Below are 17,853 nucleotides of genomic sequence, written 5' to 3'. Positions count from 1 at the left end.
TAAATTTATCTAAAACAATTCGTTACAATGAAAACGATCATTAGTTTCACACTTTGTATGGTGCTGTTTTTTGCTTTTGAGCAGAATGCATGGGCTCAAAAATCCAAGCCATTAAAAGTATTTGGCAAAGTCATCGAAAAAAGTGGCCAACAGCCCGTCGAGTTTGCGACGATTATGGTGGCAAACCAGCAAACGAAACAACTCATAACAGGAACAACAACAAAAGAAGATGGGAGTTTTGAATTAGAAGTAGACTCTAATAATTTTTACATCGAAATTAGCTTTATAGGATTCAAAACGCAAAAAATAAGCAACCTATCTCTAGAAGGAAATCAAATAGATGTTGGAACAATCGAACTCTCAGAAGATGGAGAGGTGTTGGAAGATGTGGTTGTGCGTGCAGAAAAATCTCAAATGGAGTTCAAGTTGGATAAAAAAGTATTTAATGTTGGCAAGGATTTGAGTAGTACGGGAGCAAGCGCCTTGGAGTTATTAAATAATGTGCCTTCTGTCGATGTGAATATTGAGGGGCAAGTTAGTTTGAGAGGAACGAGTGGGGTACAAATATTGATTAATGGTAAACCATCTATTTTGGCAAGCGATGAGAGCAATGCTTTGGGGACAATCACTGCTGATATGGTTGAAAAAATAGAGGTTGTGACCAATCCATCGGCTAAGTACGATGCTGAAGGAACGGCTGGCATTATCAATATTGTTCTAAAAAAAGAAGAGCGAAAGGGGGTAAACGGCTCCATTTCTTTAAACACGGGGTATCCTCATAACCATAGCATCGGGTTTAGTTTAAATCAACGAACAGAGAAATTTAATTTATTTAGTCAAATAGGAGCAGGGTATCGTTCCTTGCCAAGAAATAATGAGAATATCAATCGAAACTTAGTTACTGGAACAAGTATTTTGAGCGATGGAGTGGAATATAGGAACGAAACTTTTTTTAATGTTTTGTTAGGAGCAGATTATCATATTAATGATCGTAATGTGCTAACCTTATCAGGAAACTTTGCTTACGAAATAGAAAGCCAACCCTCTCAAACAAATTTTAAAGAGATAGACAACAATGACTTTACAGTAGCAGAGTGGTATCGAAAAGAAACGACAGGGGCAACCAATCCCAAAGGGCAATATGAATTGATTTATAAAGGGGAGTTTAAAGACAACAAGGAACATACCCTACAAATTAGTGCTTTGGGTAATTTCTTTAGTAAAGCGCAAAATTCAGAGTTTGAAAATATTACCACATCAGGAAATTTAGAGAATAACTATCAACAAACCAATACAGCTTTTAAAGAGGCACGATATACGTTTCAGGCAGATTATGTAAAGCCTTTTGGTAAGAAAGTTAAGATGGAGTTGGGAAGTCAATATGTTATCATGGATATTAGCAATGACTATGCTGTTTCTGATCTGATTAATGACAACTGGGTACTGAACCAAGGACTAACGAATGTATTTGAATACGATCAAAAAGTATTGGCATTTTATGGAACGGGCTCTTATGAAGATAAAAAATGGGGCGTTAAAATAGGTTTGAGAGTAGAAAATACCGACCTACGAACCTTTTTGGTGAATACCAACGAGGCGAACAATCAAAATTACACCAACCTGTTTCCTAGTGCCCATGCCTCTTACAAAATTAACGAACGTTTCTCTATGCAGGCGGGGTATTCTCGCCGAATATTCAGACCTAGGTTATGGGATTTGAACCCTTTCTTTAATATTCGAAATAACTTTACGATACGTTCTGGAAATCCTGATTTATTACCAGAATTTACAGACTCGTATGAACTGACAGGAATTTATATTCTAGATAAACTCTCTTTGAATTTGAGTGTCTACCATCGTTATACAACAGCTGTCATTGAACGAGTATCTACTTTTGAGAACAATGTTAATACATTTATGCCAATGAATATTGGTCAACGAAATGCGACAGGAGTAGAGTTTAATGCGAAGTATACACCATTGAAATGGTTAACGATTAATGGTGATTTTAATTATAACTATTTTAGCCGTCAAGGAACCTTTGGTACCGCAGAGTTTGATTTTAAGGCAGACCAGTGGTCAACGAAATTAACAACGAAATTTCAATTGCCTTATGATATTGATTTTGAACTGATGGGAGATTACCGTTCTAAATATAAAACCGTACAAAGTACAGTAGGGCAGAGTTTTGCTTTGAATCTAGGCGTTCGCAAAAAGTTGTTGAAAGGAAAAGCTGTTATAAGTTTGAGCGTGCGAGATCTTTTTGCGACTCGTGTTCGAGAAACAGAAATAGAACAAGAGGATTTTTATATCTATAGTTTTGGACAACGTGGACGTTTTATAACGCTTGGATTTAGCTATGGATTTGGCAAAGGAGAAGCCATGGAGTATTCGGGAGGTCGCCGTCGTTAGGATTTAAGGATTCAAAAATTGAGAAATACTTAATGTTGAATGGTACTATTGGATACCATTCAACATTAATATTATTCCGTTTATTTTTCAGAGAAGTATATGAGTGTTAGAACAATCATTGAACACCAAACAGTTCTAGGGCTGTAGCACTGGTTACCTTGCCGACTTCTTCTACGGAGATTCCTTTGACTTCTGCTAGTTTTTCGGCAATAATCTTAATATAAGCACTTTCATTTCGCTTGCCACGATAAGGAGTTGGAGTCAGATAAGGAGCATCCGTTTCCAAAACTAAGTGTTTTAGATCAATGTGTTCAACAACGGCACCTAAGTTTGCCTTTTTAAAAGTTAAAACACCTCCTAGACCCATTAAAAAACCTAATTCAATGATTTGGTTTGCTTGTTCGAGACTTCCTCCAAAACAGTGAAAAATACCTCTAAAATTAGCGGTTTTTTCTTCTCTTACAATTTGAATTAAATCGTCTAGCGAATCGCGGGCATGAATGACAATAGGAATATCTAGTTCTTTTGCCCAACGACATTGAGTGCGAAATGCATCTTTTTGTTCAGCAACAAACTCTTTACTCCAGTAATAATCCAAACCAATTTCACCAACAGCACAGAAAGGACGTTTGTCGAACCATTCTTCCATCATGGCGAGTGTTTTTTTATAATCAGCATCGACAGAGCAAGGATGTAAGCCCATCATAGCGTGGCATTGATTGGGATAAGCTTTTTCTAAAGCTAGCATACCGTCGATAGATTGAGCGTCTATATTGGGTAAAAATAAATGCTCAATGCCATTATCAAAAGCACGTTGAATCATTTCTGCTCGATCATCTTTGAATTGAGAGGCGTATAAATGTGCGTGTGTATCTACTAACATAAGGTTATTTGTGAATAAGTATAATTTTTGATGATTGTTGATATAATTTGATAGACTATCTATCAAATAGATGGAGGATTATTATTTTTTGCCTACTGGCTTAAAAGCCTCAAAGGTATAAAAAAAAACAATAGAGAATGGTATAAGTATATGGTTGTCGTACAAAGCTATTGATGTACTTTGTTGTTCATCGCTACCAACATCGAACGCTCAAAATTAGTTCAAGAGCAACCTGTGAATGGTAATAAAATAGAGTTGAAAAGAGGAACTACGTTGCTGTTTGAATGGAGCGAATGGAAATATTAACAATGCTTTAGCAAAATGTTAAAGAAATTTTATTTTCAAAACTTACTGAAAGTTTAGAAGAAAATTTCTTTTTACGGAACATTTTACTAGTTTTGTTCGTTTCTTTGAAAGAAAATTTAACCAAAAAGTTAATCAATTATACATCAAAACAATTAAATCAATTAAAATTATGATGATGGACACAGAGCAAAAGCTATTGAAAGGTGGTGAGTTCTTGATAACAGAGACAGATCCCTCCAGTGTATTTATAGTAGAAGATTTGACAGAAGAGCAGAATATGGTCTTAGGAATGGCCAATGAGTTTGTGAATAAAAAGGTACTTCCTGTTGCAGATCAAATTGAAAAATTAGATTTGGAGTTGACCAAAAAGCTACTAAAAGAAGCTGGTGACTTGGGATTGTTGGGAACTTCATTTCCTGAGGAATATGGAGGGTTTATGCAAAACTTTGAGACCAACATGGCTTTGACCGCAGCTTTGGCACCTACGCGTTCTTTCTCCTTGTCGCATGGAGCACATACAGGGATTGGAATGTTGCCAATCTTGTATTTTGGTACAGAGGCTCAGAAGCAAAAGTATTTGCCACCTTGCATTGCAGGAGATAAGTTTGCTGCCTATTGTTTGACAGAGCCAACATCTGGTTCAGATGCTTTGTCTGCCAAAACTCAGGCGGTATTGTCTGAAGATGGAAAGCACTACATTGTAAATGGTCAAAAAATGTGGATTACAAATGCTGGATTTGCAGATGTATTTACCGTATTTGCACAAGTAGACGGAGATAAATTTACAGGGTTTATTATAGAAAAAGACTGGGAAGGTGTTTCTTTAGGAGCAGAAGAGCAAAAGCTAGGAATTAAAGGTTCTTCTACTCGTCAAGTATTCTTCGAGAATGTAAAAGTTCCTGTAGAAAACTTGTTGGGAGAAATAGGAAAAGGGCACAAAATTGCTTTTAATATCTTGAATATTGGTCGTATCAAATTGTGTGCGGGCGTTTTAGGTGCTTCTAAAACATTGAGTACTTTATCTATTCAATATGCTAATGAGCGCAAACAATTTGGCAAAAATATTGGTCAATTTGGAGCAATTAAATACAAATTAGGAGAGCAAGCAACTCGTATTTACGCTGTAGAATCAGCAATGCATCGCGCAGGAAGAGATATTTCTCGAATGGAGCATAAGTTGACAGAAGAAGGAAAACCTCTAGCAGATGCTTTGTTGGGAGCAGCAGAAGAATACGCTATCGAGTGTGCTATCTTGAAAGTATATGGTTCAGAATGCTTGGATTATTGTGCAGACGAAGGTTTACAGATTCATGGTGGAATGGGCTATTCAGAAGAAATGCATATGGCTGGTGCTTATCGTGATGCTCGTATCAATCGTATTTTTGAAGGTACCAACGAAATCAATCGTATGTTGACAGTGGATATGTTGATGAAACGTGTTCTAAAAGGAGAAATGGATATGATGACTCCTGCTATGGCTGTTCAAAAAGAATTGACAGGAATGCCTTCAATGGGAGATATGGCAAGTGGTTTGTTAGCAGATGAGAAAAAATATGTTGCCAACTTGAAAAAACTATTTTTGGCAGTAGCAGGAGCTACCATTCAGAAATTAATGCAAGCATTACAAGATGAGCAAGAAATCTTAATGAATTTAGCAGATATTATGTCTGAAATTTATGTCTGTGAATCAGCTATTTTAGCAACGCTAAAAGCATGCAGTGTTCGAGGAGAGGAAGCTTGTAAGTCAGAAATAGCAATGACTCAATTGTATGTGAACGATGCGATTGAACGTTGTGGCATTCATGCTAAAAATGCAGTTGCTGCTTGGGCGGATGGAGACACCAAGCGTATGATTATGCTAGGAATTAAGCGTTTTACCAAGCATGAGTTTTTGAATACTAAAGAATTGCGTCGAACAATTGCAGATCAATTGTTGGAGGCTAATCAATACTGTTTTAAATAAACATACGTTGTATCGAATAAATAACAAAAGGCTGTTGGAGCGAGGTGCTTCAACAGCCTTCTTATTTTACTGTGGGCTTAGTGTAGCATTTTGAATAGAGTCTTGAACTCGAATAAATTCTTCGACAACAGCTTCCGTTTCTTTTCCTAGATTTTTTAAGCCACTTCGAGCAGATTCCGCAACTTCATAATTGGGGAAACGCTCAATAATTTCTTTATATAATTTCCCCCCTTCTGCAATTACATCCATATTTTTTAATTTGGCAGCTGTAATATTATCATTTAAAGGAGAGGAAACAACCTTGTTTTTGCGAAGATAAAGCGTAATGTTGGTATCGTATTCAACGGCTAACATCAACATTGCATCAGCGTATTGTTCAAATTTAGGGTAACTTGTATAGATCTTGTCTAAAAACTGTATTGCAATCAAATGCTCCTCTAAGCGAACAGCTAACCGAGCCCCTTGTAAGCAATACGTAGGCGATAGAGGACTATCTGGATTGCTTTTAACAAAATTAGCATATAAAAACATCAATTTTTTTAAGACCGTTTCGCTAGGACTAGCACCTCTTGGAAGGCTGTTAATTTCTTTTAATACTTCGTCAATTCGATCTTGTAATTTCTCATTCTCTGGTCGAAAAAAATAATTGGCTTCGGCAATACCTTTACCTTGTGGATATTTTTCTAAATATTCCTTGTATATTTCTTCGGCACGAGATTTTCTTCCCACAGGACTGGCTTGAATCATTGCCAAAAAAAGATAGGTATCTTCCAAAATAGGCGTTTCGGGATACTCTCTCAAAATCGTTTCCAAATGTTTGGATGCCTCTCCATGATTATGAAGTCTATAGTACAAAACAGCACAACGATAAAGATAAATAGGTGCCATTTCATCTTCTTTAAAATCTTTGTAATATTGGAGGTAATTGGCAATCAAAGGACGCAAAAACTTATCTTCCGTATTTTTAGCTACAGCAGCTTCCATTCCTGTAATTATCTCGCGTTGATTGTTTCTTTCTGTATTACAGGCTGTAAATGCGAATAATACGAGTAGCAAAAGTAAGTATCTCATTTTGGTAGTAGTTTTATTTTTTTTGAACATCCATTAACTCGATAAAAAAGATAACCCAAGAGTTGGGAGCAATGGCATCGCCATTGCCTTGAGTACCATAAGCCAAGTTAGGAGGGATAAACAAGACTGCTTTTCCGCCTTGGCTTAATAAAGTTGTTCCTTCTGACCAACCTTCAATCAAAGATTGACTTCCAACAATAAAAGACAAAGGAACCATATTGGTATAAGAATCGTCAACAATTTTTCCTGTATTAGAAAAACAAATATAATGAACACTAACCGCATCGCCCAAAGCTGCTTTAGGTCCTGTTCCATTTTCAAAAATTAGATAGGACAAACCCGATGGCGTTGTCTGTAAATTAGGGAGTTCTTTTTTGTCAAATTGAGCAATTAACTCTGGAATTTTCAAACGAACAGAATCTAAGTAAACTTGTTCTGCTAAAATTTCTGCTTGAAGATCAGCTTGGCTTTTAATTTGGTGCATCTTATAAGTAAATGTAACCAAATCTTCTTCTTCAAATTCTAATACATACTGACCTAATAACTCTGGAACCTCTGCCGCAGGGATTAACAATCGAAGGCTGTCTCCTTCTGCCATCAATTTGAGTGCTTTGGTGAAAAAGTTGTCGTAACGTTCTTCTGGAATTTGTACTAAAACAGGATAAACATTATCATAGGAATGATCTAAAATTTTATCTCCTTTTCTTAAGGTATAGTCAATTCGAACTTCTTCACCTACTTTGGGAAGGCGATTAGTGGATGTTTTGGGAACTTTTTCATACCAAAATTCATGTTTGTTATAAGGCTTTAAGCCTTTGATTTGCTTGCGCCAAATGGTGGGTTGGCAGCTGTTGAGTATAAATAAAATTGATAATAGAAAAAAGAAGGTGGGGCGCATAAAATTAGTTAATCTTCAATACTTTATATATAAATGTTGCCTTGTCTCCAGCATTAAAATGCTCTTTGTAGGCAGATAATTCTAGTTTTGCATCGGCAGCATCAATTGTTGCGACACAACTATCTCCTAATCCTAACCAAGTAAGTGGATATTGGAATTTATCTAGACTTTCGTTTGGGGGTATTGTGATAACAGAAGGTTCAATGGCATCATCAGAACTAGCAATGACTTTATCTTTATTTTTGAGGCAGTAATAAATAGTAACTTTGTCGCCTGTTTTTACTTTAGTTTTTGATGTGTCTGTTGTGAAAATCGTTTTCTCATAAAGCTCATCTAGGGTTTGGGTAGGCTTAGGAGAGCAGCTGATTATAAAAAGTAAAACAAATAAAAAGAGAGATAACTTATTGATTAGTATAGCCATTGATATATCGTTAAATCCTCTTCTAATTGCCGTTGTAGCAATTAGAAGAGAAAAAATGGAGTCAAATTAGAACCAACCAGCACCTAGTGCTGCTCTAAATGGCCAAGGAATACCAGCTAAAATGAGCACCAAGCCAATTAAATAGGTCATAAAAACAAGTCTAAAACGTAATGGGGTTTCTTTTATTTTCTTAGAACGGCTAAACCCAATTGTAATAACAATCATGGCAATTAGCATCATGGTCATATGTTCGACTGTAAAAAATCGAATCATTGAGCTTTCTTTAATGGCTCCAAAGTTGACTTTGCCACCTAAATTTAAATAATAAGATATAAAACCAATAAGTACTTGGATGTGAACAAAAATCATGGCAAAAAGATGGATCTTTTTGTCTTTGTCAGTATAAGATTTTTTACTGCGCCAGCCACTAAAAGCATTGGCAATGGCTAGAAGTAGCAAAATAAGAACAATCCATCGAAGCCCTGAATGAGCATGTCTAATACCTGATAACATAAGTGTATTTTTTTCAAGTGGTCAAAATATGAGTCTATCTGTTTTGTTGTGCCTCAAAGTTAGGGATTTTTGCTATTTTACTTTAGTGAATAGTGTGCTAATTTTTATGTTTTTTAACAGGAAACTTAAAAAAGTACCTTGTATTAAGTTGATAATTAGATTGTTAAAATTTTGTGAGGTTTGATTGTATAAGACTGATTATCAACTGAACAGCACTACTGAAATAGCCTATACTAGTAATGTAGTTGGCTAATAAAGTGCTTGTATAAAATAATAATACTCCGTTGATTAGCTTCGTGAAGGCTACTCGGCAAGCTTAGTTTTTTAGTTTTTACTTCGTGAGTCTTCGGGTTCTATAAAAAATAGAAGAAAGCATCTTGTTGATAATTAGGATGATATGCTTTTTAGGTAATCTGTTTTTAGTAGTGGTTTTAAAAGATATTGCGAATAATCTGTAAAAGAGAGTTTTTTAGACCACTTTTTGTGGAGATAAGAGTGGTCACAATAACCATTTTGGGGTGTTTTTCAAAATGTATAAAAGGTTACCTTGGCGAACGATTAATTTTTGAAAAGGCTTGGTAGATTGGTTTAACAGATTAAAAAATGGATGAGGATAAAAAAATTGAACGGATAAAAAAGAGTTTTTGGATTACGTTTGTTATAGGAGTAGGAACTTTTTTGTGTCCATTTTTAGAGGGGCATAATCGGACAGAAGTTTATTGGAAAATTTTTGAGTTTTATTACTTAGAAAGAAGACGTGCGCCAATAGATGTGATGATCATCATAACCTTAGTATTTAGTACTTTATTTTGGTTGCCTATTATGGGCTATGCATTTTATAAATATACCATTAAGAAACGCTATTATTCCACTCGCCAACGAATGATCAATTATTTTCTCTTTGGCGTTGGAAGTGTGGTGTATTTATTGCCACTTTATGCATTATATGATCGTGGTTTTTCAATGGCAAGCTTAAGGATGTTTGACTGGGGGTATTGGGTATTATTAACGTGTACGACTGTCTTATTTGCTTGTTATATAAATATACAAAAGATACAATTGATAGATAAAGATTTATCAGAACATTTGATTATAGATGATAAAAATTAATAAGAAATGGATTGGGTGAAAACCTTTTATGAGGCGCAAAACGAATGGTTTGGTGTGTATCTGGGACCTGTTGAAGAAAGTCATAGAGAACGGGCGTTGTTGCTCAATAAAATGACAGACTCAAGTGCTAAAAAAGTTTTAGAGCTGGGAGCAGGAGGGGGGCAAACAGCAATTGCTTTGGCAGAATTAGGGCATGAGGTGAGTATGATTGAGTTGTTGGAAGAATCGGTGTGGCATGCTCAAAAGTTAAGTCATCAAATGAAGGTGGAAATTGCTATTCAACAAGGCGATTTTTATACATTTGCTTACAAAGAACAATTTGATTTGATTTGCTATTTTGATAGTTTTGGGATAGGAACGGATGAAGATCAAAGAAATTTACTAAGACGAATGGCAGCTTGGTTAAAGCCTAATGGGAGTATTATTATCGAGGTAGGGGCAACTTGGTATTGGGCTGGGATTGCCAATGGTAGGACAATGGATTTAGGAGCTTGTTTTCGGCAATATAATTTTGATGTTTTGGAGGCTCGATTGGTAGATAGTTGGTGGCGTAAGGATGACCCTAATACGGTCGTTCGTCAATTTTTACGTTGTTATACTCCTGTAGATTTTCAACTTTTGCTGGAAGGAACAGGATTGCAATTGATGGATATTCAAGCAGGTGGGCGTGTCGATTATGAACAGATGGAATTTATAAAAGAAGCTAACTTGGAAGAGGCCATGACTTACTATGTTAAGTTATCGAAAGAAGATATTTAATAAAAGTTAGCCCAAACGCTTTGTGTGTATTGTTCGTAATTAAGGTGATGTGTTTTTGTGTGAAGTGAAATAAGTAAAACAAAGAGTATAAAATGAAAAAAAGATATTTTATAGGGATTGTATTTTGTTGGTTGTTCATGGCTTGTGAAAAAGCAACACCTGAGCATGGGGTAGAAATCCTCGTAGGCAATTGGTTGCGAGTGAGTAGTACGGATGCTCGGTCAGATAGCATGACCATACATATAGCAAAAGGAGATAGTGCTGTGATCACTTCTGTGCCTCCTAATAGCAATTTTCGTTTGCAAGAATTGAAATGGAGAAATATTACAGCAATAGCAGAGTCCGGTGATTTTCAGTTCTTGGATTTGAGTGCTGATGGTACACTTTGGAAAGCATTTATAGAAGTAGAATCAGCCAGTCAACTCAAAATAATTAACGCCAAACATCCCAATGCTCCAGGGGGCAAACAAATTTGGACGAAGTTCTAAATGTCTGGAGGTGCATAGAGTATTGTTTATAAAAATATACCAATCGGTATTTTTTTATGCTTTTAAAATTATACCGTTTGGTATATTTTTGTATCTTTGTATTCAAATCATATTAAGAAAATAGAAAAAATGGCTAGAAAATCTGCTGAAACAAGCTTGTATATTCTCAAAAAAGTAGCTCCTATATTCAATAAACATGGATATATGGGAACGAGTATGAAAGCAATTACAGATGCAGTAGGGTTGACTAAGGGAGCTATTTATGGTAATTTTAAAGACAAAGAAGAATTAGCCATAGAGGCATTTAATTACAATGTTCGGTTAATTATGGGGCAGGTCTCTGCTCGAATTAAAGCCGAAACATCTCCATTGAACCAGCTGTTTGCCATTACCGATTTTTATAGAAACTATTTAGATTTTACAGATTCTAATGGTGGCTGCCCAATTTTGAATATTGGTGTTGATGCCAACAATCAAAACGAACGCTTATTGGCTAGAGTAAAATATGTTATTCGCAAATTAGAGCAAAGTATGGCGAATATTATTCTAAAAGGAATTGAGCAAGGTGAAATGAAAGCTGGAGTAAATGCAGAACAGTATAGTAAGCGTTTGTTTGCGATGATTCAAGGCGGTATTTTTATGACCTTGACTTTAGGGGACAAAAGTTATGTAGTTGATATGATGAATCATATTGATAAAATGATAAAATTAGAATTGAAGTATTCATAGTAAAAATATTTTTTTACCTAATAATATACCGATCGGTATATTATTGATAATGAAAGATTATGCAAAAATTAGAAAAGGTAATCAGTAGCAGAACAAAGGTTAGGTTTCAAGATTCAGATCCTTTTAATCATCTCAACAATGGAAAATACATTGATTATATGATGAATGCTAGAGAAGATCAAATTCAAGAACACTATGGCTTGGATTTATTTGATTTGGCTAGAAACAAAGGTATTGGATGGGTCGTTGCCACCAATCAAATTTCTTATATCAACTCAGCTGTTACCATGGAAGATTTGTATATGGACTCTCAGTTGATGAATTTTTCGGAGAAACACCTTGATGTGGAAATACGAATGTGGAATAAAAATAGAACACAATTAAAAGCATTTTTGTGGGTACGCTTTGTCCAAGTCAACTTGAAAAATCAAAAAGTGGGCACTCATTCAGAAGAATTGATGGAACTGTTTGGACAAGTGGTATTGCCTGTAGAGCAAGCTAATTTTGATGCTCGTAACCAATATTGGAGAAGGAATGCTGTTCAGCAAGAACCTGTGTTAGTGTAATCTGTTGACTGATAGAAGGGCTTGTTTTTTAGAACTTCTTTCAAAAAAATAAAGAACATGATGTTATCAAAAATGTATTTCAAAATAATGAATACCTTGTTTCCTAGTGTTTTGGCTAAACAAGTGTATCAATTCATGTCTAACCCTAGAATCAAAAAGTTGCGTGCTTTTGAGGATGAAGTTTTGGATCGAGCTAAACAAGAGCGCATTCGATTCAAGCAATTTGACATACAAATGTATATGTGGGGAAACCCTAACGATAAAACAGCTTTGTTGATACATGGTTGGGAAGGGCAGGCAGGTAATTTTGGGGCAATGGTAGATATTTTGTTGTCAAAGGGATACTATGTAGTTGCTTTTGATGGTCCCTCGCATGGTCGAAGTTCAAAAGGCAATACTAGTATGTTTGAGTTCTCAGAATTGGCAACGGATCTTTTGAACCAATATAAGCCGACCACGATTATAAGCCATTCTTTTGGGAGTGTTACCAGCATAATTGCAATGAGCAACAATATCGAAATACCAATCCAACAATGGATGGCTGTAACGACCCCTCATGATTTTAGAGATCGTATAGAGCAGGTTTCTAAAACGTTGGGTGTTGGGACTCGAACGGTCAATAAAGTAATTGAATTGGTAGAATCGGATATGGGAATTCCAATTAATGATATGAATATCAATAACTATGGAACGAAGGTAAAGCATGTGAAAAATGCTCTAATCGTACATTCTAAAACAGATCGAGTGATTCCCATTGATTCTGCGAGAATTGCGCACAAAGCAATTCATCAGTCTCGTTTAATTGAGCTGGATAATCTGGGACACTATTCTATTCTGTGGTCAGATGAACTTAAAAAAATTGCTACAGAACAACTTAACTAAGTTAGCAGCCTATTAGGCTTTCTTTTGTTGTTTGTGGAAATGAAAAATACTTTTGTATATACTTGACAATCATTTGTTAATTTTTGGTTGTCTAAAATAAAAATCACCTTATGAATAAAATCTTATTGGTCTTGTTCTTTGTCAGTTTTTCTTTGCATCTAATGGCGACAGAAATAAAATTAGAACAAATAAAAGCCAATGACTTTGAGTTTAACTGTCGAACAATTGGCACTCCTTCTGATGGTCCTGCTATCATTCTATTGCATGGGTTTCCTGAAACTTCTCATATGTGGGAATCTACGATGGAACATTTGCATCTTCAAGGCTATTATTGTATTGCTCCTGATATGAGAGGATACAGTCCTAAGGCAAGACCAAAAGGAATTAAAAATTATGCGATTGAAAAGATCGCCAAAGACATTATTGAAATTGCTAAAGCTAAAGGAATCGAAAATTTTCATCTTATGGGGCACGATTGGGGTTCTGCAATTGGCTGGTCTATTGTTGGTTTGTATCCTCAACACGTCAAATCTTGGGTGGCTTTATCGGTTCCGCATCTAACTGCATTAGGTAATGCGGTTAAGAACGACGAAAAACAAAAAGAAATGAGTTCGTATGCTAGGTTGTTTCAATTAAGTTTTTTGCCAGAAGCGGTTCTAAAAGCCAAAGATTTTAAACGGTTAAAAGAATCGTGTTGGTATCTATCAACACCTGAACAAGTGGCAGCTTATCAAGCTGTTTTTAGTGGAAAAAGAGCCTTGACCACTTGTTTGCACTATTATCGCAAGAATTGGAATAAAATGATTCAAATTTCAGAAAATTTGAATATTGCTGAAGTTCAAATACCAACAACCTTAATTTGGGGCAACAAAGACCAAGCTTTAGGCCGTCAATCTGTAGAAGCTACTCAACAGTATATGAAAGGCGAGTACCAACTCATTGAGTTAGATGCTAGCCATTGGTTGGTACAAGACCAGCCTAAAGAGGTTTGGAAAGCGATGGATGCTCATTTGAAAAAGTACAATTAATCAATCAACCACAATACTATGTCAATCTATCAATCAATTGCCAAAATTGGCTCCAAGTATATTGGAAAGTCCACCTTATTTAAATATGGTTTCAACTGGTCTCCTATGTATCGAAGAAGTACGGCTAAGATTTTGGAGGTATCTACAGACTTAATGACAATTAAAATTGAACTGCCAATTAGTTATAAAAACAAAAACTATGTCAATTCTATTTTTGGTGGAAGTATGTTTTCTGCTGTAGATCCTATTCCGATGGTTCAGTTAATGAATATATTGGATGAGAACTATGTTGTGTGGGATAAAGCTGCTGAAATTTTCTTCAAAATACCTGCTAGAGAAAATATCTATGCTAGTTTTACATACACATTGGACGAAGTGGAAGCAATCAAGAAAAAAGTAGAAACGGAACAAGAGATAGAAATTGTAAAAACAACTTATTTGACCAACAAAGATCAAACGAAGGTTTATTGTGAAGTAAGAAAGACAATTTATATTGCCAACAAATCTTATTATAAAGAAAAGCGCGCCAAGCGAAAAGCTGCATCTGTATAAACCAACAGTTAAAGTATCAGAAAGAATTAAAAACATAATTTTAAATACGAGCTACTTCATAAGTTGGAGTAGCTCATTTTTTATTGTTACTTTGTTATGCAATAGTGTGTTGCACTACTACTGCAAGGTACTTGTTATTTTTTATATTCAATTGATAACAAAAGAGAAAAATAAACGATTTTGAATGTATTGCGTTACATATTGTATCCATTTTCGTTGTTGTATGGTAATTTAGTTAGATTGCACAGAGCCTTTTATCAGTACGGAAATAAAAAAGCAAAGTCATTTGATATTCCTGTGATTAATGTGGGCAACTTATCGGTAGGCGGAACAGGAAAAAGTCCTCATGTCGCTTATTTTACTCAAATGCTACAACCCATTTTGACGCCTGGAATTGTTAGTCGAGGTTATCATAGACAAACAACAGGAGTTCGATTGGTTGAAACAAATAGTCTTGCTAGTGAGGTAGGGGATGAGCCTTTGCAATTGAAACAACGTTTTCCCAATAATACAGTGGTAGTGGCCGAGCGCCGAGTGTTAGGGGTAGAAGCTGCCTTAAAAGAAAACAAGGCAATTGATTGTATTTTGTTAGATGACGCCTTTCAACATTGGGCGATACAGCCTAGCTTACAGATTATGTTGACTACATTTGAACAACCTTTTTTTAGAGATTGGGTACTGCCAATGGGGCGTTTAAGAGAGTTTAGAAGTGGTTATCAGCGGGCGGATATTATTATTATTACCAAGTGCCCTACGATCATTAGTCAGGCACAAAAAGTTGCCTTCCTTCAAGCTATAAAGCCATTGCCTTCTCAACGTGTTTTCTTTTCTTATTTTAAGTATCAAGCCTTGTATCAATTGTTTGATAAACAACAATTGGTAGAGTTAGACCAATTGAAAAACCAGAAAATTACTTTGGTAACAGCAATTGCTAATACTCATTATTTGGAAGAATATATTACATCTTATGCTTCCGAGGTTCAAGCACTAAAATTTCCTGATCACCATCATTATACGCTAAAAGATCTTGAAAAAATCAAAAAAATAAGTTCAAGTCAACTTATTATTACAACAGAAAAGGATGCAACTAAACTAAAGCCATATCAGGCTTACTTAGCACAAGAGAATCTGCTAATATATGTATTGCCAATTGAAGTTCAGATTGCTTTTAACGAAGAGAATTTACTCCGAGAAACTTTATTAAATCATTTGAATAGGGACTGAAATAAAAAATTCCTGCTAGTACCCCTACTAGCAGGAACAAAAGTAGCAACGAACTACTTATAACCAACTTTCTATCTTGTTATTATTTTATTTCTTGAGTGCTGTGCAGTTGATTATCAGTTTTTTAGAATTAAAACAGGTGAAAGTATACCTTGTTGATAATCAATTTAATGCGATTTTATTTGTATAACCTTTATTTATTTTATTATTAATTTTCCAGAGTCGATAAACTTGCCTTGAGCTTCTATTTGATAAAGATACATACCTTGCAATAAGTTTTCTCGCTCAATTTGGAATGTTCGTTGACCTTCAATTTCCATGATACGGACTATCTTGCCTGTTGCATCATATAATCTAAACATGAATCGGTCAGCTATAGGACCTTCTATTTCAACTGTTGTATAGTAATTAAATGGATTAGGGAAAACTTTTACAGTTGTTTCGGCTACTTCTAATTGTTCTAAATCGGAAGTATTTCCATTATTATTACTGTTAGTTGTTGAACTATTATTGTAATTAGGCGATGAATTAGCGGCAGGAATAAAGGATGAGTTGGTCTGAGCCGTTGCTTCTCCATTGATAGCGCAACCTTGACTAATAGACGGCAATATACCGCCATTTCCAAATTGATTCAAGTGTTGGTGTGTGTGGAATGTATTGATAACAACATTTTGAGAGCCTGCATAACAGTTGTTTACTCTTGAGTGTACCAATTGATTGCCTTGTCCATCTGTTAGTTTGAGTTCATAATGTTGTTGCCCTCCAGTAAAGCCACGAGCAAAAGTACCCTGACTTTCAAGCTCCAAAGTGTCATCCAAATAAACAGCAGGTGTGCCTCCTGCCAATAAGTGATCCTCAATAACAATTAATTGCATGTACTGATCTAATGTAACTTCAGTACCATGATTATTAAGAGTAAAAGTTGTTTTTCCTGCTGCATTACAATTAGCATTGACAGTTATCAAAGGCGTATTTTGCACACTATTGCAAAGCGTGTCAGGATAAATATGTGCTTGAATACAATGTTGATCTCCTATAAGACTAGAATCACAAGTTGTTGTAAAATAAAGCTCAAATTGATTGCAATTAGCAACAGGAATATTGCCAAGTTGAAAGCGGTACACATTAGCTCCTTGAACTGTATAGGGAATTTCAGCACTATCCAATGATAACTCCGCAGGTAACTCAATATCAACGTAAGAATTTATTGCTGTTGCCGTTCCATGATTACAGTAGTCTATTTGAGCAACTGAATTGACACAACTTTGCAAAAAAGGAATGGTTACCTGTACATACATCATCGGACAATTAACAACATCGTTATTGCTATTGCTGTTGCTTGTCATATCTCCACCAGCAGAAGTTAAAATATTATTGGTATAAACATTTCCAGGAATAACTCCTAAGCTAGTTCCAGAAATTTTACGCTCTTGCTGTGCCGTTGTGCTAGACGTAATAGAGAGGTTTCGAATTCTATTTGATTGTATTTGTGTCGTTCCTGTTTGACCATTGTTATTACTTAGAGTGACACTGCCTGTGTTGACTTGTTTTTGTGCAAATAAAGAAAAGCTGCTTATTGCAAATAGGACTAATAGGAAATTTGAACGGAGATTGTGTTTAGATTTATCCATGTGTACTTTTTTTTTTCGTCTAATCTCTCAGTTGAACGTAGAATGTTTGGTAGGTTCAACACCTCTATGGATCTATGATTTTAATGGTGGTGGTGCTGCGTATATTTTTGATTCAGCAGGTAATAATCATATAAATCCGTGCTAGATTATAATAGGTTCTCTTAATGTATCAAAAATCGTACTACCTAGGTGTACGATGACTTTTTTTTAGAAAAAGGAGCTAAAGTTTTTTTTCGTTCCCCAACTTAATAACAACTTTAGCTCCTAAATTTTTACTAGATTTCTCTAATAAACCTTCCATCTTGCTTGAATGATTCAAAATTTGAAAACCCCTTTTCAAATTTAAGATGGAAGTAACCAACAAATTCTGTATTTAATGAACATGCTTTTACACATATTCTAACCAAAGTAAGACAA

Annotated in this window: 17 protein-coding genes; 11 read left to right on the top strand and 6 right to left on the bottom strand. The window is 35.4% G+C overall.

The window, feature by feature from the left end:
- Positions 1–27 precede the first annotated feature (27 nt).
- Positions 28–2,412 carry an outer membrane beta-barrel family protein gene (locus tag CG11_RS15680; RefSeq protein ID WP_052597728.1) on the top strand — a complete coding sequence of 795 codons (2,385 nt, stop codon included), beginning with the start codon at positions 28–30 and terminating at the stop codon, positions 2,410–2,412.
- A 115-nt stretch (positions 2,413–2,527) separates the two neighbouring features.
- Here CG11_RS15680 and CG11_RS15675 read toward each other — a convergent pair whose 3' ends face one another.
- Positions 2,528–3,295: a TatD family hydrolase gene (locus tag CG11_RS15675; protein WP_052597727.1), complete on the bottom strand. Its 768-nt coding sequence runs from the start codon at positions 3,293–3,295 to the stop codon at positions 2,528–2,530.
- 475 nt (positions 3,296–3,770) lie between these two features.
- Between CG11_RS15675 and CG11_RS15670 the strand changes: the two genes are divergently transcribed.
- Positions 3,771–5,564: an acyl-CoA dehydrogenase family protein gene (locus CG11_RS15670; protein ID WP_052597726.1), complete on the top strand. Its 1,794-nt coding sequence runs from the start codon at positions 3,771–3,773 to the stop codon at positions 5,562–5,564.
- A 66-nt stretch (positions 5,565–5,630) separates the two neighbouring features.
- Here CG11_RS15670 and CG11_RS15665 read toward each other — a convergent pair whose 3' ends face one another.
- From CG11_RS15665 to CG11_RS15650, 4 genes are all read right to left on the bottom strand, one after another.
- Positions 5,631–6,635, bottom strand: a complete 1,005-nt coding sequence (locus CG11_RS15665; RefSeq protein ID WP_156039793.1) for a tol-pal system YbgF family protein — start codon at positions 6,633–6,635, stop codon at positions 5,631–5,633.
- 13 nt (positions 6,636–6,648) lie between these two features.
- Entirely contained in the window at positions 6,649–7,533 is an 885-nt protein-coding gene (locus CG11_RS15660; protein ID WP_052597724.1) for an FKBP-type peptidyl-prolyl cis-trans isomerase, read from the bottom strand.
- Between the two features lie 4 nt (positions 7,534–7,537).
- A complete protein-coding gene (locus CG11_RS15655; protein WP_052597723.1) occupies positions 7,538–7,954 on the bottom strand; it encodes a hypothetical protein in 417 nt (138 codons plus the stop codon).
- A 66-nt stretch (positions 7,955–8,020) separates the two neighbouring features.
- Complete coding sequence (locus CG11_RS15650; protein WP_052597722.1) at positions 8,021–8,467, bottom strand: hypothetical protein; 447 nt, start codon at positions 8,465–8,467, stop codon at positions 8,021–8,023.
- A 603-nt stretch (positions 8,468–9,070) separates the two neighbouring features.
- Here CG11_RS15650 and CG11_RS15645 point away from each other — a divergent pair.
- From CG11_RS15645 to lpxK, 9 genes are all read left to right on the top strand, one after another.
- Complete coding sequence (locus CG11_RS15645) at positions 9,071–9,577, top strand: hypothetical protein (RefSeq protein ID WP_052597721.1); 507 nt, start codon at positions 9,071–9,073, stop codon at positions 9,575–9,577.
- A gap of 6 nt (positions 9,578–9,583) precedes the next feature.
- Positions 9,584–10,336 carry a bifunctional 2-polyprenyl-6-hydroxyphenol methylase/3-demethylubiquinol 3-O-methyltransferase UbiG gene (locus CG11_RS15640; RefSeq protein ID WP_052597720.1) on the top strand — a complete coding sequence of 251 codons (753 nt, stop codon included), beginning with the start codon at positions 9,584–9,586 and terminating at the stop codon, positions 10,334–10,336.
- A 92-nt stretch (positions 10,337–10,428) separates the two neighbouring features.
- Entirely contained in the window at positions 10,429–10,824 is a 396-nt protein-coding gene (locus CG11_RS15635) for a hypothetical protein (RefSeq protein ID WP_052597719.1), read from the top strand.
- Between the two features lie 129 nt (positions 10,825–10,953).
- Positions 10,954–11,553 (top strand): TetR/AcrR family transcriptional regulator, encoded by a 600-nt coding sequence (locus CG11_RS15630; RefSeq protein ID WP_052597718.1) that lies wholly within the window; start codon positions 10,954–10,956, stop codon positions 11,551–11,553.
- Positions 11,554–11,612: 59 nt separating this feature from the next.
- Positions 11,613–12,119 carry a thioesterase family protein gene (locus CG11_RS15625; RefSeq protein ID WP_052597717.1) on the top strand — a complete coding sequence of 169 codons (507 nt, stop codon included), beginning with the start codon at positions 11,613–11,615 and terminating at the stop codon, positions 12,117–12,119.
- Positions 12,120–12,176: 57 nt separating this feature from the next.
- Complete coding sequence (locus tag CG11_RS15620; protein ID WP_156039792.1) at positions 12,177–13,001, top strand: alpha/beta fold hydrolase; 825 nt, start codon at positions 12,177–12,179, stop codon at positions 12,999–13,001.
- A gap of 110 nt (positions 13,002–13,111) precedes the next feature.
- Positions 13,112–14,029: an alpha/beta fold hydrolase gene (locus CG11_RS15615; protein ID WP_052597715.1), complete on the top strand. Its 918-nt coding sequence runs from the start codon at positions 13,112–13,114 to the stop codon at positions 14,027–14,029.
- Between the two features lie 18 nt (positions 14,030–14,047).
- Positions 14,048–14,581, top strand: a complete 534-nt coding sequence (locus CG11_RS15610; RefSeq protein ID WP_052597714.1) for a DUF4442 domain-containing protein — start codon at positions 14,048–14,050, stop codon at positions 14,579–14,581.
- Between the two features lie 189 nt (positions 14,582–14,770).
- Complete coding sequence (gene lpxK, locus CG11_RS15605; RefSeq protein WP_197043864.1) at positions 14,771–15,805, top strand: tetraacyldisaccharide 4'-kinase; 1,035 nt, start codon at positions 14,771–14,773, stop codon at positions 15,803–15,805.
- Between the two features lie 197 nt (positions 15,806–16,002).
- Here lpxK and CG11_RS15600 read toward each other — a convergent pair whose 3' ends face one another.
- Complete coding sequence (locus tag CG11_RS15600; protein ID WP_052597712.1) at positions 16,003–17,436, bottom strand: T9SS type A sorting domain-containing protein; 1,434 nt, start codon at positions 17,434–17,436, stop codon at positions 16,003–16,005.
- Positions 17,437–17,853 lie beyond the last annotated feature (417 nt).

This window comes from Aureispira sp. CCB-QB1, from assembly GCF_000724545.1.
Taxonomy (GTDB): Bacteria; Bacteroidota; Bacteroidia; order Chitinophagales; family Saprospiraceae; genus Aureispira.
This window is presented reverse-complemented; position numbering and strand designations above follow the sequence as displayed.